The 21,612-nt window shown below is 70.1% G+C and carries 17 protein-coding genes; all 17 read left to right on the top strand.

Going from position 1 to position 21,612, the window contains the following annotated elements; all coding sequences use genetic code 11:
- The first annotated feature begins 2 nt into the window (after window positions 1-2).
- The 17 genes from HNQ70_RS08710 (at window position 3) to HNQ70_RS08630 (ending at window position 21,610) form a co-directional block, all read left to right on the top strand.
- Window positions 3-989 (top strand): Bug family tripartite tricarboxylate transporter substrate binding protein, encoded by a 987-nt coding sequence (locus tag HNQ70_RS08710; RefSeq protein ID WP_183966391.1) that lies wholly within the window; start codon window positions 3-5, stop codon window positions 987-989.
- Between the two features lie 57 nt (window positions 990-1,046).
- Entirely contained in the window at window positions 1,047-2,618 is a 1,572-nt protein-coding gene (locus tag HNQ70_RS08705; protein ID WP_183966389.1) for a long-chain-fatty-acid--CoA ligase, read from the top strand.
- A 10-nt stretch (window positions 2,619-2,628) separates the two neighbouring features.
- Window positions 2,629-3,918 carry a CaiB/BaiF CoA transferase family protein gene (locus tag HNQ70_RS08700; protein ID WP_183966387.1) on the top strand — a complete coding sequence of 430 codons (1,290 nt, stop codon included), beginning with the start codon at window positions 2,629-2,631 and terminating at the stop codon, window positions 3,916-3,918.
- The gene (locus HNQ70_RS08695; RefSeq protein WP_221302719.1) at window positions 3,915-5,216 is read left to right on the top strand and encodes a CaiB/BaiF CoA transferase family protein; all 1,302 of its coding nucleotides are present in this window, start codon (window positions 3,915-3,917) and stop codon (window positions 5,214-5,216) included. Before HNQ70_RS08700 ends, HNQ70_RS08695 begins: the two co-directional genes overlap by 4 nt.
- A gap of 58 nt (window positions 5,217-5,274) precedes the next feature.
- Window positions 5,275-6,786 carry an acetyl-CoA acetyltransferase gene (locus HNQ70_RS08690; protein WP_183966385.1) on the top strand — a complete coding sequence of 504 codons (1,512 nt, stop codon included), beginning with the start codon at window positions 5,275-5,277 and terminating at the stop codon, window positions 6,784-6,786.
- 190 nt (window positions 6,787-6,976) lie between these two features.
- Window positions 6,977-7,753, top strand: a complete 777-nt coding sequence (locus tag HNQ70_RS08685; protein ID WP_183966383.1) for a glucose 1-dehydrogenase — start codon at window positions 6,977-6,979, stop codon at window positions 7,751-7,753.
- A gap of 70 nt (window positions 7,754-7,823) precedes the next feature.
- A complete protein-coding gene (locus tag HNQ70_RS08680) occupies window positions 7,824-8,633 on the top strand; it encodes an SDR family NAD(P)-dependent oxidoreductase (RefSeq protein WP_183966381.1) in 810 nt (269 codons plus the stop codon).
- A 9-nt stretch (window positions 8,634-8,642) separates the two neighbouring features.
- The gene (locus HNQ70_RS08675) at window positions 8,643-9,419 is read left to right on the top strand and encodes an SDR family NAD(P)-dependent oxidoreductase (protein ID WP_183966379.1); all 777 of its coding nucleotides are present in this window, start codon (window positions 8,643-8,645) and stop codon (window positions 9,417-9,419) included.
- Window positions 9,420-9,471: 52 nt separating this feature from the next.
- Complete coding sequence (locus HNQ70_RS08670; protein ID WP_183966377.1) at window positions 9,472-10,689, top strand: acyl-CoA dehydrogenase family protein; 1,218 nt, start codon at window positions 9,472-9,474, stop codon at window positions 10,687-10,689.
- Entirely contained in the window at window positions 10,686-11,681 is a 996-nt protein-coding gene (locus tag HNQ70_RS08665) for an NADPH:quinone oxidoreductase family protein (protein ID WP_183966375.1), read from the top strand. Before HNQ70_RS08670 ends, HNQ70_RS08665 begins: the two co-directional genes overlap by 4 nt.
- A gap of 18 nt (window positions 11,682-11,699) precedes the next feature.
- On the top strand, window positions 11,700-12,509 hold the full coding sequence (locus HNQ70_RS08660; protein ID WP_183966370.1) for a TIGR03084 family metal-binding protein: 810 nt from the start codon (window positions 11,700-11,702) through the stop codon (window positions 12,507-12,509).
- The gene (locus tag HNQ70_RS08655) at window positions 12,506-13,483 is read left to right on the top strand and encodes a phosphatidylglycerol lysyltransferase domain-containing protein (RefSeq protein ID WP_183966369.1); all 978 of its coding nucleotides are present in this window, start codon (window positions 12,506-12,508) and stop codon (window positions 13,481-13,483) included. The genes HNQ70_RS08660 and HNQ70_RS08655 overlap by 4 nt, the downstream gene beginning before the upstream one ends.
- 141 nt (window positions 13,484-13,624) lie before the next feature.
- A complete protein-coding gene (locus HNQ70_RS08650) occupies window positions 13,625-15,247 on the top strand; it encodes an acyl-CoA carboxylase subunit beta (RefSeq protein WP_183966368.1) in 1,623 nt (540 codons plus the stop codon).
- Between the two features lie 19 nt (window positions 15,248-15,266).
- On the top strand, window positions 15,267-17,276 hold the full coding sequence (locus tag HNQ70_RS08645; RefSeq protein ID WP_183966366.1) for an acetyl/propionyl/methylcrotonyl-CoA carboxylase subunit alpha: 2,010 nt from the start codon (window positions 15,267-15,269) through the stop codon (window positions 17,274-17,276).
- Entirely contained in the window at window positions 17,273-19,144 is a 1,872-nt protein-coding gene (locus HNQ70_RS08640) for an acyclic terpene utilization AtuA family protein (RefSeq protein ID WP_183966364.1), read from the top strand. Before HNQ70_RS08645 ends, HNQ70_RS08640 begins: the two co-directional genes overlap by 4 nt.
- A gap of 53 nt (window positions 19,145-19,197) precedes the next feature.
- Entirely contained in the window at window positions 19,198-20,382 is a 1,185-nt protein-coding gene (locus tag HNQ70_RS08635; RefSeq protein ID WP_183966362.1) for an acyl-CoA dehydrogenase family protein, read from the top strand.
- A 10-nt stretch (window positions 20,383-20,392) separates the two neighbouring features.
- The gene (locus HNQ70_RS08630) at window positions 20,393-21,610 is read left to right on the top strand and encodes an MFS transporter (protein WP_183966360.1); all 1,218 of its coding nucleotides are present in this window, start codon (window positions 20,393-20,395) and stop codon (window positions 21,608-21,610) included.
- The last annotated feature ends 2 nt before the right edge of the window (window positions 21,611-21,612 follow it).

The following is a 21,612-nucleotide window of genomic DNA, read 5'->3' as shown; positions in this document are numbered from 1 at the left end:
TCATGAGAGCACGAATCAGATTCCTCGCGGCTACCGCGCTCGCGGCGGCTGCCGTCACGCTGCCGGCCACCGCGCGCGCTGCCGACCCTGCATACCCGTCGGGGCCAGTCACCATCGTCCTGCCGTTCCCGACTGGCGGCATCACCGACAACATCGCACGGCTGCTCGCGGGCGAGCTGTCCACCGCCTGGAAGCAGACAGTCGTCGTGGAGAACCGCCCAGGTGCGAGCGGGATGATCGGCGCAGGTGTCGTTGCCCGCGCGCCCAAGGATGGTCACACCGCGTTGTTCACGATCACCACCCACGTCCAGCTGCCGTCGCTGCACACGAAGATGCCCTACGACTCGGTGAAGGACTTCGCGCCGGTGAGTCTCATTGCGCTGTCGCAGACCGTGCTGGCGGTGGGGCAGGGCGTGCCGGTCGACTCCGTGAAGGGGCTCGTCGACAAGCTCAAGACCGAGCCCGGCCGCCACCCGTACGGCTCCTACGGCACCGGCACCACCGGCCACATCTACGGCGAGCTCTTCAGGAGGCAGGCGGGCGTGGAAATGCCGCACGTGCCGTACAAGGGCGGCGCACCCTTGGTCGCCGACCTGCTTGGCGGCCACGTCGGGATCGCATTCGTCGACGTCGGCACCTCGATGCAGCACCTGAAGTCGGGTCGCCTGAAGCCGCTGGGAATCATCGGCACGAAGCGTTCGGACATCTTCCCGACTGTGCCCACGTTCCAGGAGCTTGGGTACAAGGGCTTCGAGCCCTACGGGTGGATGGGGCTGTTCCTGCCCGCGGGCACGCCCAACGACCGCGTCGAGAAGTTGTCCGCGGAGGTCGACCGCATCCTGAAGCGACCGGATATCGTCAAGAAGCTGCACGAACTGAACCTGCAGCCGATGGGCGGCACCCCAGCGCAGTTCGCCGAGAACCTGCGTCGTGATGGGCCCATCTGGAAGGAAGTGATCGAGCTCGGCGGCGTGAAGCTCGATCAGTGATGCCTCTCGCGCCGCGCAGCTTCGCAACACGACACGAGAACGACAGGAGACAAAGCAGTGCCAGACCAGACCCTCGCAGACATCATCCGGCGCCAGGGCCGCGAACGCCCGGATGCCATCGCCTTCATCACGCCCGAGCGCACCTGGACTTTCGGCGAGATCGACGCGGAGTCGAGCCGCGTTGCCGCCGGGCTCGCGGCGCTGGGCCTGGGCCCGGGCGACCGCGTCGCCTGCCTGACGAAGCACATGGCCGAATGCGGCGTCCTGCTGCTGGGCGCGGCCAAGCTCGGCGCGGTCTGCATGCCCGTCAACTGGCGGCTGGCGCCCCCCGAGATCGAATACATCGTCGACCACGGCCAGGCGAAGTTCATGATGGCCGACGAGGCCTTCCTGCAGCTGCTGGCGCGCACCAACCTGCCTTCGCTGCGCGAGACCGTGGTCACCGAGCCGGGGCGCAGCCGCCTGCTGCCCTCGTTCGGGGAGTGGCGCGCCGGCTTCCCGGCGAGCGATCCGGGCCACCGCGCGGCGCCGATGGACACCGCGCTGCAGCTCTACTCGTCGGGCACCACCGGCCTGCCCAAGGGTGTTGAGATCGCCAATCGCGGTTACTTCGAGGTGCTGGACATCGGCCCGAAAATGGTCGGGCTGGACCCCTCGAGTTCGGTGATGCTCAACGTGCTGCCCACTTTCCACATCGCCGGCATGGGCAACCTGATGATGCCGCTGAAGGCCGGCTGTCCGTCGGTGTTCCATCCCGAGTTCGACCCCGCGAAGGTGATCGCCGCGATCGGCGAGCACCGGGTCACGCACAGCTTCCTCGTGCCCGCGATGATCCAGTTCGTGCTGCAGTCGCCGGCCGCCGCCGCTGGCGATTTCTCGTCGCTGCAGGTGATCTCATACGGCGGGTCGCCGATCAGCGACACCGTGCTCACCGAGGCCAAGCGGGTGCTCGGCTGCGGACTGCTGCAGGCCTACGGCATGACCGAGGCGCCGTTCATGACGCACCTGCTGCCGCAGGACCACGACCCCGATGGCCCGAAATCCCACCTGCTGCGCTCGGCGGGAACGCCGGTGCCGGGCGTCGAGATCCGCATCGTCGATGGCGAGGGCAGGGACGTTCCCGCTGGCGGGGTGGGCGAGGTGTGGGCCCGCACCCGGCAGAACATGAAGGGCTACTGGCGCAACCCGAAGGCCACCGAGGAGACCTTCCCCTGCGGGCGCGAGGACGGCGTCGGCTGGATGCGCACCGGTGACGCCGGCTACCTGCGCGAGGGCTACCTGTTCATCCATGACCGGATCAAGGACCTGGTGATCTCGGGCGGCGAGAACGTTTATCCGGCCGAGGTGGAGAACGTGTTGGCCCGCCATCCCGCGGTCGCCGAGTGCGCGGTGATCGGCGTTCCCGACGAGCGCTGGGGCGAGGCGGTGAAGGCCTGCGTCGTGCTGCGCCCGGGGCAGCAGGCCACGGCAGGCGAGATCATCGAATTCATGCGGGCCAACATCGCCCACTACAAGTGCCCGAAGTCGGTCGACTTCTTCGATGTGCTGCCGCGCAATCCGAGCGGCAAGCTGCTCAAGCGGGTGCTGCGCGAGCCCTACTGGTCCGGGCGCGAACGCGCCGTCAGCTGAGGAGACGCTCATGGCAGCGCCGGCAGGCTTTCTCTCCCCCTATCGTGTCGTCGACCTGACCGACCATCGCGGCCTGCTCGCCGGCCGGATGCTCGCGCAGCTCGGCGCCGACGTCCTCCAGGTCGAGCCGCCCGCCGGCTCGCCGGCCCGCGGTCTCGCGCCGCTGGATGCCGAAGCTCCGGTGGGCCAGCAGTCGCTGTACTGGGCGGCCTACGCGTGCTGCAAGCGCGGCGTCACCTGCGACCTCGACAGTCCCAGCGGCCAGGAGCTCCTCCTGCGCCTGGTCGAAAAGGCGGACTTCCTGATCGAGTCGGAGCCGCCGGGCGTGATGGCGGCCCGCGGGCTGGGCCACGAGCGGCTGCTCGCCGCCAATCCCGCGCTGATCCACGTCTCGATCACGCCCTTCGGCCCCACCGGGCCGAAGGCGGACTGGGCCGATTCGGAGCTGGTGCTCTGGGCGGCGGGCGGTCCGCTGCTGCAGGCGCAGGACGGCGACCGGGCGCCGCTGCGGATCAGCGTCCCGCAGGCGTACCTGCACGCGGCCGGCGACGCCGCCGGCGGCGCGCTGGTCGCGCACTTCGCGCGGCTGCGCAGCGGCCGGGGCCAGCACGTCGACATCTCGGTGCAGCAGAGCGTCGCGCAGGCCACCCTGTCCAGCATCCTCGCCGCCGCGGTGGGCCACGAGAACTTCACGCTGCGCCCCGAGCCCAAGAGCCGGACCCGCAAGACGCTGGACCTCAGCGGCAGCGGGGCGCGCACCCGCCGCTCCAAGTGGCCGGTCAAGGACGGCCTGGTCGAGATGCACCTGGCGATGGGGCCGGCCGCGGGGCGCTTCACCAACAACCTGTTCGCCTGGATCCACGACGAAGGCGGTTGCGACGCGGCGCTGGCCGCCTGGGACTGGGTCACGCTGCCCGCGCGCATCGAGGCCGACGAGATCACCGAGGAGGACCTGGAGCGGGTGCGCAACCTGGTCGGCGCCTTCCTCGCGCCGAGGTCCAAGGCGGAGCTGGCCGAGATCGCGATGCGCCGCAAGCTGCTGCTCGCGCCGGTGGCCACCACCGAAGACCTCGCCAACAGTCCGCACCATGGCGAGCGCGGCTTCTTCCGTACGGTGGAGCATGCCGCGGGGCGGGAAATGCGTCTGCCTGGCAACTTCGCAATGGGCGTGCCGCAGGGCTTCGTTCCGGTCACGCCGGCGCCGCTGCCCGGACAGCACGACGAGGAAGTCTGGTGCGGCCTGGTCGGTCTGTCGGCTGGCGAGCTGGCCAAGCTTCGCAACGAGGGGGTAATCCGATGAGCCGCGACGGCATGCAGGGTGAGCCGGTGAGCGCGCTGCCTCTGGACGGACTGAAGGTGCTCGACCTGGCCTGGGTGGTCGCCGGGCCGGTGATCGGGCGGATGCTCGCCGACTACGGCGCCACCGTCGTGCGGGTCGAGTCGACCAAACGGGTCGATACTACCCGGGTGATGGGGCCCTTCCCGGGCGGCCGGATCGACACGCGCCAGTCGGCGCTCTACGAGAACTGCAACGCCGGCAAGCTCGGCATCACGCTGGACCTGGCCTCGCCGGGCGGCCAGCAGGTGGCGCGCGATCTCGCCAGGTGGGCCGACGTGGTCGTCGAGTCCTTCTCGCCCGGCCAGATGCGGCGCTGGGGCCTCGGCTACGAAAGCCTGCGCGAGTCGAACCCTGGCCTGGTGATGCTGAGCACTTCGCTGATGGGCCAGACCGGCGCCTACGCGTCCTTCGCCGGCTACGGCAACATCGGCGCCGCAATGGCCGGCTTCCAGCAGCTGGTGGGCTGGCCGGGCGAGCTGCCGATCGGCCCCTACGGTCCCTACACCGACTACGTCGGGCCGCGCTTCGGCATCGTCGCGCTGCTGGCTGCGCTGGACCATCGCAGGCGCACCGGTGAAGGCTGCCACCTGGACATCTCCCAGGCCGAGGCCGGGATGCAGTTCCTCGCGCCGCAGATCGCCGACTACTCGGTGACCGGCCGCGTCGCAGCCCACGAGGGCAACCGCGATGCGCAGATGGCCCCGCATGGCGTGTTCCGCTGCCGCGGCGATGCGCCGCCCGGCGCGATCGAGCGGCCGGCGCCGCATGCTTCGGGCGAGCCCGCCCCCGAGGCCTGGGTGGCGATCGTGGCACGCAGCGACGCCGAGTGGCTGGCGCTCGCGGCGCTGGTCGGCGGCGAGGAGCTGGCCGGCGACCCGCGCTTCGCGACGCTGGCGCAGCGCAAGGCCAACGAGGATGCGCTCGAGGCGATCGTCGCCGGCTGGGCGGCGCAGCGCGATGCCGACGAGATCGTCGAATCGCTGCAGTGGCTGGGCGTGCCCGCGCACCGCGCATCGTCCAGCCTGGACATGATCGAGGACCCGCAGCTGCGCCAGCGCGGGCACTTTGTCGGCGTCGCGCATCCGCTGATGGGAACGAGCTGGGTGGAGGGCTCGCGCTACCGGCTGTCCGACACGCCCGGCGGGCCCCAGCGCTGCGCGCCGATGCCCGGCGGCGACAATGAGCATGTGCTGCGCGAGCTGCTGGGCTATGGCGACGACGAGATCGCGTCGCTGCGGGACGCCGGCGTGCTCAGCTGAGCGCGCCGCGGACGTCCGCCCCGAACCCCCTCACTTTCCAGACCCATTCCTTCGCAACATGAACCACAGACCCGAGAACACCCCGGTCATCGTCGGCGTCGGCGAGATCACCCACCGCACCAAGGACCTCGAGCAGGGCATCGAGCCGATCGACCTGATGGCCGGCGCGCTGCGCGAGGCCGAGCGCGACGCCGGCGCCGCGCTGCTCGCGCAGCTCGACTCGCTGGACATGGTGCTGGTGCGCTCCTGGCCCTATCCGGATCCCTGCGGCCTGATCGAGCGCCGGCTTGGCGTGAAGCCCGCGCGCAACGTCTACGGGCCCTCGGGCGGAGAGTCGCCGGTGCGGCACATCCACGAAGCGGCGCTGCGCATCGCGCGCGGCGAGAGCAGGGTGGCCGCAGTGACCGGCGGCGAATCCCGCTACACGGTCGAGGCTGCCAGCAAGGCCGGCGTCACGCTGCCCTGGTCCGAGCGCGAGCCCTTGCAGCCCACGCCGGTGGCCGCGGCCTTCCTGCACGAGGTGGCGGTAGCCCATGGCATGTTCCTGCCGATCTACCTGTACCCGCTTTACGAGAACGCCTCGCACGCCGCCTGGGGCCAGACCCCGCGCGAGGCGATGGCCGAGTCGGCGCTGCTCTGGTCGCGCTACTCGGAGGTCGCCGCGACCAATCCCTACGCGTGGCTGAAGAAGACCTACTCGCCCGCGCAGATCGGCGAGGCCACCGCCCACAACCGGATGATCGCCTGGCCCTACACCAAGCACATGGTCGCGAACCCGCTGGTCAACATGGGTGCGGCAGTGCTGATGACCGGCCTGGGCGTGGCGCGCGAGCTGGGCATCCCCGAGGAGCGGCTGATCTACGTCTGGGGCGGGGCGCAGGCCAACGAGCCGCGCGACATCCTCGGGCGCGACCAGTATGCGCGCTCGCATGCGCAGGACCTGGTCATGGAGACCATCCTGGCGCAGGCCGGCGGCGACGCGTCGGCGTTCTCGATGCTGGAGCTCTACAGCTGCTTCCCGGTGGTGCCCAAGATGGCGCGGCGCACGCTCGGCCTGGCCGCCGACGCGCGGATGACCTCCACCGGCGGCCTGAGCTTCTTCGGCGCGCCGCTCAACAACTATATGACGCATGCCGCCGCGGGCCTGGTGCGCGCGCTGCGCGAAGACCGCGGCAAGCTCGCGCTGCTCTACGGCCAGGGCGAGTTCGTCACCAAGCACCATGCGCTGGTGCTGGCGTCGAAGCCGCCCGCGCCGGATGCGCTGCAGGAGGACTACAGCGTGCAGTCGGCCGCGGATGCGCGCCGCGCGCCGGTGCCGCCGGTGGTCGCCGAGCATGCTGGGCCGGCGACGATCGAGACCTTCACGGTGATCTACGAGCGTGACGGCAGGCCGAACCGCGCCGTGGTGGTGGGCCGCACGCCCGCCGGCGCGCGCCTGATGGCCAGGGTCGACGCCACGGAAACCGCGACGCTGGCACAGCTCACCTCGCTCGAGCGGAGCCCGATCGGCAGCCGCGGCGAGGTATCGAAAGGTCCGGACGGGCTGCTGCGCTGGAAGGCGTCGGCCTGATACGTCGCCGGCGCCGCAGTGGCGACCCGGAATGTCAGGGATTTCGCTGGCTGCGGAATCGAGGTGACCGAACCGTGGCGTGGGGTGGCGGCCAGTCCGGCAGCAGATTGACGCAAGACCGCTCGGTGGCCGGCCGATACGCTCTTCACTCGGCAGGCAACCCGACCCCCAAGACTTCGAGGCGACCAGCATGAGCGCAACCGCGAACCCCAGCCCCTTCGACCTCACCGGCAAGGTCGCGCTGGTCACCGGCTCGACGATGGGCCTCGGCGAGGCCACCGCGCGCGTGCTCGCCGCGCAGGGCGCCCATGTGATCGTCAGCAGCCGCAAGGCCGAGGCCTGCGCCGAGGTCGCCAGTGCGATGAGCGCGCGCGGGCTCAAGGCCGATGGCAAGGCCTGCCACATCGGCCGCATGGAGGACATCGCCGAGATGTACCGCTGGATCGACGAGCGCTTCGGCCGCATCGACATCCTGGTCAACAACGCAGTGCTGAGCCCCTGGCGCTCGATCGAGGACACCGACGTCGGCATCTTCACCAAGGCGGTCGAGGTCGATCTGCGCGGCTACTGGTACATGTCGGTCGAGGCCGCGAAGCGGATGAAGGCCCAGGGCGGCGGCAGCATCGTCAACATCGCGTCGGTCGCCGCGCTGCACCCGGACCGGATGCTCGGCCTGTACTCGACGCTGAAGACCGCGCTGATCGGCATGAGCCGGTCCTTCGCGCTGGAGTTCGGCAAGGACCAGGTGCGCGTGAACACCGTGCTGCCCGGGCTGTTCCAGACCCAGCTCGCGGATGCCTACGACGAGGAAGCCAAGAAGCGCATCACCGACAAGGCGGCGCTGGGGCGGCTGGGGCGGGTCGAGGAGATCGGCTACGCGGTGGCCTACCTGAGCTCGGCGGCAGGTGCCTACGTGACGGGGGCGAGCCTGGTGGTGGACGGCGGGCTCAGCATCGCAAGCATGTAGCGGCCCGCCGCACGGTGCGGCGGATCATGATGGCAGAGCGGTCACAAGGCCGCCGATGAGGAGACAGGACATGCGATTGAAGGGCAGGACGGTGATCGTCACCGGCGCAGGTGGCGGCATCGGCCGCAGCATCTCCACGCGGCTCGCTTCGGAGGGCGCTCACTTGGCCCTGTTCGATGTCGCGGAATCGGTCGAAGAGACCGCGGCGCTCGCCCGAGAGGCCGGCGCCGCGGCCGGCGTGCAGGTGCACACCGCCCGCGTCGACGTCGGCGACGCGGCGCAGGTCAACGATGCGGTCGCCGCGGCGGCCGCGCGTTTCGGCGCGCTCGACGGCCTCGTCAACAACGCCGGCCTCACCGCCAACCTCGCGCCGATCACCAGGATGAGCGACGAGGCCTGGGCGCGCGAGCTCGCGGTCAATCTCACCGGGCCCTTCTACATGACCCGCGCGGTGCTGCCGCACATGGTCGAGCGCGGCTGGGGCCGCGTCGTCAACATCTCCTCCGGGGCGGCGCGCGGCGGGCTGTTCCGGCAGGCCGGCTACTCGGCGACGAAATCCGGGCTGCTCGGCTTCACGCGCAACGTGGTGCTCGAGTACGCGCAGCACGGCATCACCTGCAATGCGGTGCTGCCCGGCCTGATCGAGACGCCGGTCGTCGCGAAGATGCCGCAGCCGATCAAGGACTTCGCGCTGAGCATGACGCCGGCGCGCCGGATGGGGCGCACCGAGGAGATCGCGGCACTGGTCGCCTTCCTGTGCTCGGAAGAATCGGCCTACGTCAACGGCGCGGAGATCGACATCGATGGCGGCGGCCGGCTGTCGCCGATGGTGCTGGGCAGCGTGCGCGAGATCGAGGCGCGCCGCAACTACCGCAGCTGAGGATTCAGGATGAACATCGAAGGCAAGGTGGCCGTGGTCACCGGCGGCGGCAACGGCATCGGCCAGGCGCTGTGCCGGGCGCTGGCTGCGGCAGGTGCGCGCGGCGTGGTCGTGGCCGACCTGGAAGGCGACGCGGCCAGGGCCACGGCCGACGGAATCGGCGGGCTGGCGGTGCGCTGCGACGTCTCGCGGGAGGCCGACGTGATCGAACTCGTCGCGCAGGCGCGGGACCGCTATGGCGACATCGACCTGTTCTGCTCGAACGCAGGCCTCGCGGTGGGCGGCGGTATCGAGACCACCGACGCCGACTGGCGCCGCGTGATGGACGTCAATCTGATGGCCCATGTCTACGCGGCGCGCGCGCTGCTGCCGCACATGCTCGAGCGCGGCGAGGGCTACCTGATGCAGACCGTGTCGGCCGCCGGGCTGCTGTCGGTCTCGGACCCCTCGTATGCGGTGGCCAAGCATGCGGCGCTCGCGTTCGCCGAGTGGCTGTCGATCACCTACGGCGACCGCGGCATCAGGGTCAGCTGCTTCTGCCCGCAGGGCGTTCGCACGCGGATGCTGCTGGGTTCCAGCGGCGGCGCCGACCTGCCCGTGCTGCTCGAGGGGTCGGTGTCTCCCGAGCAGGCGGCACAGGCGATCCTCGAGGGCCTGGCGGCCGAACGCTTCCTGATCCTCACCCATCCCGAGGTGCGCGACTACGTGCGCCGCAAGGCCGAGGACCCCGACCGCTGGCTGCGCGGCATGCGCCGCTTCCAGGGGACGACGAAGAACGCTTCCTGATCCGCCCCGCAAACGGGCCGGTTCGACGACGACAACCGAGAAGGACGCAAGGATGGATTTCGAGCACAGCGACAGGGCGCGCGAGCTCCGTGACCGGATCGCCGGCTTCATGGACCGCTACGTCTACCCCGCGGAGCACCTCTACGAAGAACAGGCCACCGGCGCCGGCCGCTACGACAACCCGCCGATCGTCGAGGAGTTGAAGGCGAAGGCCCGCAAGGAGGGACTCTGGAACCTGTTCCTGCCGGGCTCGCATGGCGCGGGACTCTCCAACCTCGACTACGCGCCGCTTGCCGAGCTGATGGGCCGCGTGGAGTGGGCCTCCGAAGTGTTCAACTGCTCGGCGCCGGACACCGGCAACATGGAGGTCCTGTCGATGTACGGGACGCCCGAGCAGAAGGCGCAGTGGCTCGAGCCGCTGATGGCCGGCGAGATCCGTTCTGCGTTCTCGATGACCGAGCCCGAGGTGGCCTCCAGCGACGCCACCAACATCCGCTGCGAGATCCGCCGCGACGGCGACGAGTACGTGATCAACGGCCGCAAGTGGTGGACCTCGGGGGCGATGAGCAATCGCTGCAAGCTGCTGATCGTGATGGGCAAGAGCGATCCGGACAATCCGCAGGTTCACAAGCAACAGTCGATGATCCTGGTGCCCAAGGACACGCCCGGCGTGCGCATCGTGCGCGACATGCGGGTGTTCGGCTACGACGACGCCCCGATGGGCCATCCCGAGATCGTCTACGAGAACGTGCGGGTGCCCGCCACCAACATGCTGCTCGGCGAGGGCCGCGGCTTCGAGATCGCGCAGGGCCGCCTCGGGCCCGGACGCATCCACCACTGCATGCGGCTGGTCGGCGTCGCGCAGCGTGCGCTCGAGCTGATGTGCCAGCGCGCCGAGTCGCGCGTCGCCTTCGGCAAACGGCTCTCCGAGCAGGGCTCGGTGCGCGAGGACATCGCCAACTCCTTCTGCGACATCGAGCAGGCGCGCATGCTCACCTTCATGGCCGCCGACAGGATGGATCGCGAGGGCAACAAGGCCGCCAGGGACCTGATCGCAGCGGCCAAGATCGTGGTGCCCCGGATGGCGGCGCAGGTCTGCGACCGCGCGATCCAGGTGTTCGGCGGCAAGGGCGTCTCGCAGGACACCTTCCTCGCCAAGGCCTATACGTACGCACGCATCATCCGCATCGGCGACGGCCCCGACCAGGTCCACCTGTCGGCGCTCGCCAAGCATCTGCTCAAGATCCACGGCAATGGAGGCCGCGCATGAAAGCAGTTCTCTGCGAGAAATTCGGTCCGCCCGAGACCCTGGTGGTCCGCGAAGTGGCGGATCCGGTCGCCGGCAAGGGCCAGGTGGTGATCCGGATCCATGCCGCCGGCGTGAACTTCCCCGACACCCTGATCATCGAGGACAAGTACCAGCTCAAACCGGCGCTGCCCTTTTCGCCGGGCGGCGAGATCGCCGGCGTGGTCGAGTCGGTGGGCGAGGGCGTCACGCGCGTGAAGGCAGGCGACCGGGTCATCGCCTTCCCGGGCTACGGAGGCTACGCGGAGAAGGTCTGCGTCGACCAGACCCGCATCACCCGGCTGCCCGAAGGAGTGAGCCTGGTGCATGCGGCAGCGCTCACCACCACCTACGGCACCACCCACCACGCGCTGAAGGATCGCGCCCAGATCAGGCCGGGCGAGACCCTGCTGGTGCTGGGCGCCGCCGGCGGCACCGGCATCTCGGCGGTGGAGCTTGGCAAGCTGATGGGCGCGCGCGTGATTGCGGCCGCTTCCAGCCAGGAGAAGCTCGACTTCTGCCGCGCGCACGGCGCCGACGAGACCATCGACTACAGCCGCGAGGATCTGCGCGAGCGGATCAAGGCGCTGACCGGGGGCAGGGGCGTCGACGTGGTCTACGACCCGGTGGGTGGCAAGTACAGCGAGCCCGTGATCCGCAGCATGGCCTGGAACGGCCGCTTCCTGGTGATCGGCTTCACCGCGGGAGAGATCCCGCGCATCCCGCTGAACCTGCCGCTGCTCAAGGGCTGCTCGATCGTCGGCGTCTACTACGGCGGCTCGCTGCAGGCCGAGCCCGAGCGCGGCGAGGCGAACATGGCCGAGCTGATGGAATGGTTCCGCAGCGGCCGCGTTACGCCCTACGTCTCGCAGACCTATCCGCTGGAGCAGGCGGCGCAGGCGCTGGACGACATCGCCAGCCGGCGCGCGAAGGGCAAGATCGTGCTGGTGACGGCGGCCGGCATGCTTGATCGATAACCACCGAACGGAGACGCAATGAAGGAAGTCTGCGCAGACCTGCTGGCCGAGTACACCGAACTGGCCGACCTTGCCGCCACCCTGACGCCCGAGCAGTGGCAGGCCACCACGGCCTTCTACGGCTGGACGCCGTGGGACGAGATCGCGCACCTCTGCTATTTCGACGAGACCGGCCTGCTCGCCGTCACCGACGCCGGGGCCTTTGGCAGCGACGCCGCGGCGATGGCGCAGGCGATGGCCGCGGGCAAGGAGATCAGCCAGGTCACCCGCGAGAAGTACGGCCACATGAGCGGCGCGCAACTGCTGCCGTTCTGGCGCGAGCGCTTCACGAAGCTGGTCGCCGCGCTCGCCGCGCGCGATCCGAAGGACCGGCTGCCCTGGTACGGGCCGACGATGAGCGCCCGCTCCTTCGCCACCGCCCGGATGATGGAGACCTGGGCGCACGGGCAGGACGTCTTCGACGTCGCGCGCAAGCGCCGCCCGGGCAACGCACGGCTGAAGCACATCGCCCACATCGGCGTCACCACCTTCGGCTGGTCCTTCGTGAACCGCAAGCTGCCGGTGCCCGCGCAGGCGCCGTACATCGAATTGCGCGCCCCCGACGGCAGCAGCTGGACCTGGGGCGAGCCCTCCGCCACGGAGTGGCTCAAGGGCGACGCGCTGGACTTCTGCCTGGTCGTCACCCAGCGCAGAAATCCGTCGGACACCGGGCTGCGGTTCGTCGGCGAGGGCGCCACTGCCTGGATGAAGATCGCCCAGTGCTTCGCTGGTCCGCCGGCGGACGGCCCGGCGCCGGGCGTGCGCAAGGTGGAGTACATGGACGCGTGACCCCGATCGAGACCCTGCAGCAGGCCGGCGACGCCGGCTCGCCGGCCGCTGCTTCTGCTGCTTCCGCGGCGGGCGGCGTCCAGGCGTTACCGGCCGGCGAGTCCGGTCAGCCGCTCGAGCTTGGCCTGCTGCAGTCGATCGAGCCGGCGCTTGCGCGGGTGCGGCAGGCACTCGGCAGCCGCGCGCTGTCCGAGTACGCGTTCGCCAACCTCTACCTGTTCCGCGACGCCCACGCCTATCGTCACCTGCCGGGCCCCTGGCCCTGCGTGGCCGGCCGCACCTACGACGGCGCGCGGCACCTGCTGCCGCTGTTCGATCCGCGCGAAGCATCTGCCGACACCCTGGCCGGGCTGCTGCGCGGCCACGACTGCTTCTTCCCGATCCCGGAAGAGGCGCTCGGTGCGTTCGATCCCGCCCGCTTCGAGTGGAGCACGGTGGCCGACGATTCCGACTACCTCTACCCGGCGGCCAACTTCCGCGACTACCGGGGCGAGAAGCTGCGCAAGAAGCGCAACCTGATGAAGCAGTTGCTGGCGGCCCACCGCGTCGAGACCTTCCCGCTGGACGCCTCGCGCATCCTCGATGCGATGAAGCTGCTCAGCGGCTGGATGGACGACAAGGGCAAGGTCACCGGCGATGCCGACGAGCTGCCCTGCATCGACGCGCTGCACCTGGTGGCTCACTTCGGCCTCGACGCCGAGATCCACTACGCCGACGGCCGGCCCGCAGGCTTCGTGATCGCGCAGCCGATGGCAGCGGGGGTGGCGGTGATGCGCTTCGCAAAAGGCGTCGAAGCCTACAAGGGCATCTACCAGTACATGTTCCACATCTTCTGCGCCCGCCGCGAGGGCCTGATCGACTGGCTGAACTTCGAGCAGGACCTGGGGCTGGCGAACTTCCGCAGCACCAAGCAGTCCTACCAGCCGCTGGCGCTGCTGCCCAAGTACCGGGTGCGGCTGCGCGCAGCAGCTTGACGCAAGAACCGCTCTGCGCGCTGCGCTAAGCTGTTGCGTTCGCGCACGCGAGGGCGAAGCGCGGCCCTGGACAGCGCAAAGACCGCGTCCGTCCCCGAACCGGCGGACGCGCAACAGACGGACCAACAGGAATCTCCCGGAATGGCACAGATCGAAACCAACATTTCGACCGGAAGCGAGGCGTTCAAGGCCAATCGCGACGGCATGCTGGCGCTGCTCGCGCGCGTGCGAGGGCTCGAGGAACGCACCCGCAAGGCATCTGCCGCGTCGAAGGCGCGCTTCGAGAAGCGCCAGCAGCTGCTGCCGCGCGAGCGCATCTCGCTGCTGCTCGATCCCGGCACGCCCTTCCTCGAACTGTGCTCGCTGACCGGCTACCTGCTCGACAACCCGGACCCCGAGAAGAGCATTCCGGGCGGCGGCAGCATCGCGGGCATCGGCTATGTGTCCGGCGTGCGCTGCATGGTCTCGGCGAGCGACTCCGGCATCGACGCCGGCGCGCTGCAGCCGCGCGGCCTCGACAAGGCGCTGCGGGTGCAGGAGCTCACGCTGGAGAACAAGCTGCCCTTCCTGCAGCTGGTCGAGAGCGCCGGCGCCAACCTGATGCAGTACAAGGTCGAGGACTTCGTGGTCGGCGGCCAGACCTTCCGCAACCTGGCGCGCATGTCCGCTGCCGGCCTGCCGGTGGTCACCATCACCCACGGTTCCTCCACCGCCGGCGGCGCCTACCAGACCGGCCTGTCCGACTACATCATCATGGTGCGGGGCAGGTCGCGCGCCTTCCTGGCCGGCCCGCCGCTGCTCAAGGCCGCCACCGGCGAAGTGGCCACCGAGGAGGAACTGGGTGGCGCCGAGATGCACACCCAGGTCTCCGGCCTGGGCGACTACCTCGCCGAGGACGATCGCGACGCGATCCGCATCGCGCGCGACATCATGTCCAAGCTCGACTGGAACGCCCACGTGCCCCACGAGCAGTCGCGCAGCAGCAAGCCGCCGCGCTACGACGCCGACGAGCTGCTCGGCATCATGCCGATGGACTACAAGCGCCCGGTCGACATGAAGGAGGTGATCGCGCGCATCGTCGACGATTCCGATTTCCTCGAGTTCGGCGCGCTGTATGGTTCCTCCACCGTCTGCGGCAACGCGATGATCGAGGGCATGCCGATCGGCATCATCACCAACAACGGCCCGATCGACCCGGCCGGCGCCGCCAAGGCCACCCACTTCATCCAGGCCTGCTGTCAGGCGCAGGTGCCCATCCTGTACCTGAACAACACCACCGGTTACATGGTGGGGCGTGCCTACGAAGAGGCCGGCATCATCAAGCACGGCTCCAAGATGATCCAGGCGGTCACCAACGCCACGGTGCCGCAGATCACCATTTACTGCGGCGCGTCCTTCGGCGCAGGCAACTACGGCATGTGCGGGCGAGGCTTCCATCCGCGCTTCTGCTTCTCCTGGCCCAACGCCAAGACCGCGGTGATGGGCGGCGAGCAGGCCGCGAAGACCATGTCGATCGTCACCGAGGCGGCGATGGCGCGCAAGGGCGCGCCCGTGGATCGCGCGCAGCTCGACAAGATCGAGAAGAAGATCATCGACAACTTCGACTCGCAGATGGACGTCTTCACCACCAGCGCCCGCGTGCTCGACGACGGTGTGATCGATCCCCGCGACACCCGCGCAGTGCTGTCCTACGTGCTGTCGATCTGCCGTGAGGCGGACGCGCGCAAACCGCACAAGATGCAGTTCTCGGTGGCCCGTCCCTGAACGCCCGGATCCAGACGCCATGACCAAGAAAACGCCTTTCCAGAAGATCCTGATCGCCAACCGCGGCGAGATCGCGCTCCGGGTGATCCGCACGGCGCGCGCGCTGGGCTACCGCACGGTGGCGGTCTACTCCAGCGCCGACCGCGATTCGCGCCACGTGAGCGCCGCCGACCAGGCGGTGCACATCGGCGAAGCGCTGCCGGCGCATTCCTACCTGAACATCCAGAACATCATCGACGCCGCGAAGAAGAGCGGCGCCGACGCGGTGCATCCGGGTTACGGCTTCCTGGCCGAAAACGAGGACTTCGCCCAGGCCTGCCGCGACGCGGGCCTGGTGTTCATCGGCCCGTCGCCCGAGGCGATCGTCTCGATGGGCAACAAGGCCGGCGCCAAGCGCCTGATGCTGGATGCGGGCGTGCCCTGCGTGCCCGGCTACCAGGGCGAGGACCAGGGCGAAGCCAATCTGATCGCCGAGGCGGCCAAGGTGGGCTTCCCGGTGATGATCAAGGCCACCGCCGGCGGCGGCGGGCGCGGCATGCGCCTGGTCGCCGACGCGGCGTCCTTTCCCGACGCGCTGCGCAGCGCCAAGAGCGAGGCGCTGGGCGCCTTCGGCAGCGAGGAGGTGATCCTCGAGCGCGCCATCGTCGAGCCGCGCCACATCGAGATCCAGGTCTTCGCCGACCGCCACGGCAACGCGATCCACCTCGGCGAGCGCGACTGCTCGGTGCAGCGCCGCCACCAGAAGGTGGTCGAGGAGGCGCCGTCGCCTGCGGTGTCGCCCGAGCTGCGCGCGCGGATGGGCGCCACCGCGGTCGCCGCGGTCAAGGCGATCGCCTACGAGGGCGCGGGCACGCTCGAGTTCCTGCTCGACGCCGCCGGCAACTACTACTTCATGGAGATGAACACCCGCCTGCAGGTCGAGCACCCGGTCACCGAGGCGATCACCGGCCTCGACCTGGTCGAGCTGCAGCTGAGGGTCGCCGCGGGCGAGCCCCTGCCGATCTCCCAGGAGGACGTGCGCTTCCAGGGGCATTCGATCGAGGTGCGGCTGTGCGCCGAAGACGTCGCTCAGGGCTTCATGCCGCAGAGCGGAGTGATGTCGCTGTGGCAGATGCCGGCCAGCATCCGGGTCGAGCATGCGCTTGGCTCGGGCGCGGAGATCTCGCCCTACTACGATTCGATGATCGCCAAGCTGATCAGCCACGGCGCCGACCGGGACGAGGCGCGGCGCAAGCTGGCCAGCGCGCTGGACGACACCGTGGCGCTGGGCGTCACCACCAACCAGTCCTTCCTGGCCAACTGCCTGCGCCATCCGGTGTTCGCCGCCGGCGGCGCCACCACGGCCTTCATTGCCGCGCATTCCGATGCGCTACTGAAGCCCGACGCCGAGGCGGACGCCCGCGCCCATGCGCTGGCCGCGGTGCTGCTGTACGCGACCGCGGCCGAAGGCGCCGGATCGCTGCGCCGCGGTTTCCGGCAGGCCGGCTCCTCGATCGCGCACCGCCTGCCGATCGCGTTCCGCTTCGAGGCGGACACGCGCGCCTGCGTCGCGAGCCTGGTCAACCTGGGCGAGCGCCGCTACGGCGTCAGCATCGGCGAGCGCGAGTTCGCGATCCGCATCGTCGAGCTGGACACGAACCGCGTGCGCTTCGACTGCGACGGCCTGGGCGAGAGCGCGGTGCTGATGCGCGACCGTGCCGAACTGCTGCTGCAGTACCGCGGAGTCGCCTACCGGATCCAGGACCAGACCCACGCGGCGGCGGTGCGCCAGGGCGCGGCCGCCGGCGACGGCAAGATCCGCGCATCGATGAACGGCCGCGTGGTCGCGGTGCACGTCGCGGTCGGCGACATGGTCAAGGCGGGCCAGCCGGTGCTGACGCTCGAGGCGATGAAGATGGAACACGTCCACTCGGCGCCGGTCGCCGGCAAGGTCGTCAGCCTGGCCGCGGCGATGGGCGACCAGGTCTCGGCCTTCCGGGTGGTCGCCGAGATCGAGAATCCTGAAGCAGCCAAGGGAGAGCAGGCATGAGCGAGAGCAAAGGAAAGATCGTCCGCATCGGCGGCGCCTCGGGCTTCTGGGGCGACAGTTCGGTGGCCGCGCCGCAGCTGGTGCTGGGCGCGAAGATCGACTACCTGGTGTTCGACTACCTTGCCGAGCTGACCATGGCGATCATGGCCGGCCAGCGCAGCAAGCGGCCGGAGATGGGCTATGCCACCGACTTCGTCGACGTGGCGATGCGCAGCGTCCTGCCGGAGATTGCCAGGCGCGGCATCAAGGTGGTCGCCAACGCCGGCGGAATCAACCCGCAGGGCTGTGCCGACGCGCTGGCGAAGCTGATGGACGAGCTCGGCGTCAAGCTCAAGGTCGCGGTGGTCGAGGGTGACGACGTCAGCGGCAGGATCCCCGCGCTGCGCGAGGCCGGGGTCAGGGACATGTTCACCGGCGCGCCGCTGCCCGAGCGCATCGTGAGCGCCAACGCCTACCTGGGCGGAATTCCCGTGGCGCAGGCGCTCGCTGCCGGTGCCGACATCGTCATCACCGGCCGCTGCGTCGACAGCGCGGTGACGCTGGGTCCGCTGATGCACGAGTTCGGCTGGAAGGCCGGCGACTATGACAGGCTCGCGATGGGCAGCCTGGCCGGCCACATCATCGAGTGCGGCGCGCAGGCCACCGGCGGCCTGCACACCGACTGGGACAAAGTGCCCGACTGGGCCAACATCGGCTACCCCGTCATCGAGTGCGAGGCCGACGGCAGCTTCACGGTGACCAAGCCCGCCAACACCGGCGGGCTGATCGCTGCGGCCAACGTCGCCGAGCAGATGCTCTACGAGATCGGCGATCCCGGCGCCTACATCCTGCCGGACGTGGTCTGCGATTTCCGCGACGTGAAGATCGAGCAGCAGGGGCCGGAGCGCGTGCGCGTCAGCGGCGCGAAGGGCCTGCCGCCCACCGACACTTACAAGGTGTCGGCCACCTACATGGACGGCTTCCGCTCGGCCGGGATGATGGTGATCGTCGGCATCGATGCGGTCGCCAAGGCGCAGCGCACGGGCGACTCCATCCTGGAGCGCACTCGCGCGATCTTCCGCCAGCGGGGCCTGCCCGACTTCACCGCCGCGCACGTGGAGGTGATCGGCGCCGAGACCTGCTACGGCCCGCACTCGCGGGCGCGCGGCGCGCGCGAGGTGCTGATGCGCGTGACGGTCAACCACCCGGTGAAGCAGGCGCTGGACATCTTCGCCCGCGAGATCGCGCCGGCCGGCACCTCCTGGTCGCCGGGCACCACGGGCCCCGGCTTCGGGCGTCCGGGCTCCTCGCCGCTGGTCAAGCAGTTCGCCTTCACGCTGCCCAAGCGCGAGCTGTCGGTGCGCATCGTGGTCGACGGCCAGCCCCAGCCGGTGCAGATCCCGGTCGACGGCGGCTGGCGCCCGGCGCCCGAGGCGCCGGACACGGTCACCGCGCCGCCGCTGGCTGGCGCCGCGCCCGCCGCAGGTCCCGCGGCGGCGCCCGCGGGCAAGGTGCGCGTGCCGCTGGTGCGGATCGCCTACGCCCGCAGCGGCGACAAGGGCGACAACTCCAACATCGGCCTGATCGCGCGCAGTCCCGAGCTGCTGCCGGTGATCCTCGAGCAGGTGACGCCGGCCGCGGTGCGCGACTGGTTCGCGCACATGGTGAAGGGACAGGTCAAGCGCTACGCGGTGCCCGGCATCCACGCGGTCAACTTCCTGCTGTTCGAGGCGCTCGACGGCGGCGGCACGGCCTCGATGCGGCTCGACCCGCTGGGCAAGGGCATGGGCCAGATGCTGCTCGACATGCCGGTGGACGTGCCCGCCGAGCTCGCGCGCGGGCTCGAGGGTGGCGCGACGCAGGCGCAGGGCGCGGCGGTTGCGGCCTGAGGCCGCGGCTGCTCATTCCAACGAACAGACGGCATCGAGAAGACGGCAAGCAGATGGAAATCTCCAACACCCTGACCGCGTTCCGCAACCCCCTCTACTACACGCCGGACCATGAGCAGTTCCGCGACACGGTGCGCGCCTTCGTCGCGAAGGAGATCGCCCCCTACGCCAACGAATGGGACGAGGCAGAGACCTTCCCGCGCGAGCTCTACAGGAAGGCCGCCCAGGCCGGCCTGCTCGGCCTGGGCTACGACGAGCAGTATGGCGGCACCCCCTGCGACCAGTTCTACAAGCTGATCCTCTCCGAGGAGATGTCCCGCTGCGGCGCCGGCGGCGTGGGCGCCTCGCTGATGTCGCACAGCATCGGTTCGCCGCCGATCGCTGCCGCGGGCAGCGAGGAGATGAAGCGGCGGGTGCTTCCCGCGGTGCTGGCCGGCGAGAAGATTTCGGCGCTGGCGATCACCGAGCCCTCGGGCGGCTCGGACGTGGCCAGCCTGAAGACCACGGCGGTCCGCGACGGCGACCACTACGTGGTCAACGGCTCGAAGATCTTCATCACTTCGGGCATCCGCGCCGACTACTTCACCGTCGCGGTGCGCACCAACCCGGCGGACCCGGGCGCGGGCGGGGTGTCGATGCTGCTGCTCGAGCGCGACATGCCGGGCTTCACGCGCACGCCGCTCAAGAAGATGGGCTGGTGGGCGTCGGACACGGCGCAGCTGCACTTCGAGAACGTGCGGGTGCCGGTTTCGAACCTGATCGGCCGGGAGAACCAGGGCTTCCCGATCGTGATGCGCAACTTCAACTCGGAGCGCATCGGCATGGCTGCCGGCGCGCTGGGCCTGGCCCAGGTCTGCTACGAGGATGCGCTGTCGTGGGCGCGCGACCGCAAGACCTTCGGAGTGCCGCTGGTCGAGCGGCAGGTGATCCGGCACAAGCTGGTCGACATGGCGGTGCGCATCGAGACCACGCGCGCCTTCGTCGAGGACCTCGCCTGGCGCGTGGAGCACAACGCTGGCGACCCGAAGATCCTGGTCGCGCAGCTGTCGATGCTCAAGGTCCACGCGATGCAGTCGCTTGCCTTCTGCGCGGACACCGCGGTGCAGATCCTGGGCGGCATGGGCTTCATGCGCGGCACTCGCGTGGAGCGCATCTACCGCGAAGTGAAGGTCAACATGATCGGCGGCGGGTCCGAGGAAATCATGAAGGACCTGGCCTCCCGCCAGCTGGGCTTCTGACGGCATAGGCTTGCAGTCCCCCACGGGCCCGGCCGGGGTGCGGGAGACGCACCGGATCGTCCGGCTGGTCATGGTCGCGGCGTTCGCGAGCAGCGCCGCGATGCGGGTCTGCGATCCGATGCTGCCGGAGCTTGCCGCCGAGTTCGGCGTCGGGCTCCCGGCGGCGGCCGGCGTCATCACCGGGTTCTCAGTCTCCTACGCCCTGCTGCAGCTCGTGATCGGGCCGCTGGGCGACCGCTTCGGCAAGTTCCTGGTCATCCGGCTTGCCACGACCATGGCGGCGCTGGCTTCGCTGGGCTGCGCGCTGGCGCCCGGCCTCGACTGGCTGGTGTTCGCCCGGGTACTCGCGGGCGGAGTCGGCGGCGCGATCATGCCGGTGGCCTTCGCGTGGATCGGCGACGAGGTTCCCTACGCAGAGCGCCAGCCGGTGCTGGCGCGCGTGATGAGCGGCGCACTGCTGGGCGTGATCTGCGGTCAGCTGATCGGCGGCATCTTCGTGGACACGGTGGGCTGGCGCTGGGCCTTCGCTGCGCTCGCGCTGGTGTTCTCGGTGGTCGCAGTGACGATGTGGCGCAGTCCCGCGGCCCGGCCGGCCGCGGCGTCCCTGCCCGCTGGCGCGGCGCTGGGCCCGGCGACCCTGCTGCGCGACTACGCAGCCATCCTCCGGCCCCGGTGGTCGCGCTGGGTGGTCACGGTGGTGCTGGTCGAGGGGGCCCTGTTCTATGGCGCGCTGGCCTTCGTGCCGTCCGCGCTGCACGCGGGTTTCGGCATTCCGCTCTGGCAGGCGTCGATCGCGTCGGCGGTGGTCGGCGCCGGCGGCTACCTGTACACGATGATGGCCTCGCGCCTGATCGCCCGCTTCGGCGAGCGCGGCCTGGCCGCGGTGGGCGGCTCCTGCGTCTGCGCCGCCCTGCTGTCGATCGGTTACGCGCCGGCGCCGGCCTTCGCGGTTGCCGCGTGCCTGCTGCTGGGCGTCGGCTTCTACGGTTTCCACAACACGCTCCAGGTCCATGGCACGCAGCTCTCGACCAGCCACCGCAGCATGGGCATGGCGCTGTTCGCGCTTGCGCTGTTCGCAGGTCAGTCGGTCGGGGTGGCCACTGCGTCGATGCTGGTGGCGCTGGCCGGGTTCCCCGCGGCCTTCGCCTGCGCCGCGCTGGCCTTCCTGCTGCTGACCGTGGCGCTCGTCCGCTCGCTGCGCACCCGCCCGCCGGCGGCGCCTGCCTGAAG

Origin of the sequence: Quisquiliibacterium transsilvanicum (assembly GCF_014202215.1) — a bacterium.
Taxonomy (GTDB): Bacteria; Pseudomonadota; Gammaproteobacteria; order Burkholderiales; family Burkholderiaceae_E; genus Quisquiliibacterium; species Quisquiliibacterium transsilvanicum.
This window is presented reverse-complemented; position numbering and strand designations above follow the sequence as displayed.

What these genes read in the sequence shown, in the direction of transcription:
- HNQ70_RS08635 (WP_183966362.1), top strand. Translation starts at nt 19,198, where the DNA reads ATGGAAATCTCCAACACCCTGACCGCGTTCCGCAACCCCCTCTACTAC.
- HNQ70_RS08665 (WP_183966375.1), top strand. Translation starts at nt 10,686, where the DNA reads ATGAAAGCAGTTCTCTGCGAGAAATTCGGTCCGCCCGAGACCCTGGTG.
- HNQ70_RS08700 (WP_183966387.1), top strand. Translation starts at nt 2,629, where the DNA reads ATGGCAGCGCCGGCAGGCTTTCTCTCCCCCTATCGTGTCGTCGACCTG.
- HNQ70_RS08645 (WP_183966366.1), top strand. Translation starts at nt 15,267, where the DNA reads ATGACCAAGAAAACGCCTTTCCAGAAGATCCTGATCGCCAACCGCGGC.
- HNQ70_RS08710 (WP_183966391.1), top strand. Translation starts at nt 3, where the DNA reads ATGAGAGCACGAATCAGATTCCTCGCGGCTACCGCGCTCGCGGCGGCT.
- HNQ70_RS08680 (WP_183966381.1), top strand. Translation starts at nt 7,824, where the DNA reads ATGCGATTGAAGGGCAGGACGGTGATCGTCACCGGCGCAGGTGGCGGC.
- HNQ70_RS08695 (WP_221302719.1), top strand. Translation starts at nt 3,915, where the DNA reads ATGAGCCGCGACGGCATGCAGGGTGAGCCGGTGAGCGCGCTGCCTCTG.
- HNQ70_RS08660 (WP_183966370.1), top strand. Translation starts at nt 11,700, where the DNA reads ATGAAGGAAGTCTGCGCAGACCTGCTGGCCGAGTACACCGAACTGGCC.
- HNQ70_RS08670 (WP_183966377.1), top strand. Translation starts at nt 9,472, where the DNA reads ATGGATTTCGAGCACAGCGACAGGGCGCGCGAGCTCCGTGACCGGATC.
- HNQ70_RS08650 (WP_183966368.1), top strand. Translation starts at nt 13,625, where the DNA reads ATGGCACAGATCGAAACCAACATTTCGACCGGAAGCGAGGCGTTCAAG.
- HNQ70_RS08685 (WP_183966383.1), top strand. Translation starts at nt 6,977, where the DNA reads ATGAGCGCAACCGCGAACCCCAGCCCCTTCGACCTCACCGGCAAGGTC.
- HNQ70_RS08690 (WP_183966385.1), top strand. Translation starts at nt 5,275, where the DNA reads ATGAACCACAGACCCGAGAACACCCCGGTCATCGTCGGCGTCGGCGAG.
- HNQ70_RS08640 (WP_183966364.1), top strand. Translation starts at nt 17,273, where the DNA reads ATGAGCGAGAGCAAAGGAAAGATCGTCCGCATCGGCGGCGCCTCGGGC.
- HNQ70_RS08675 (WP_183966379.1), top strand. Translation starts at nt 8,643, where the DNA reads ATGAACATCGAAGGCAAGGTGGCCGTGGTCACCGGCGGCGGCAACGGC.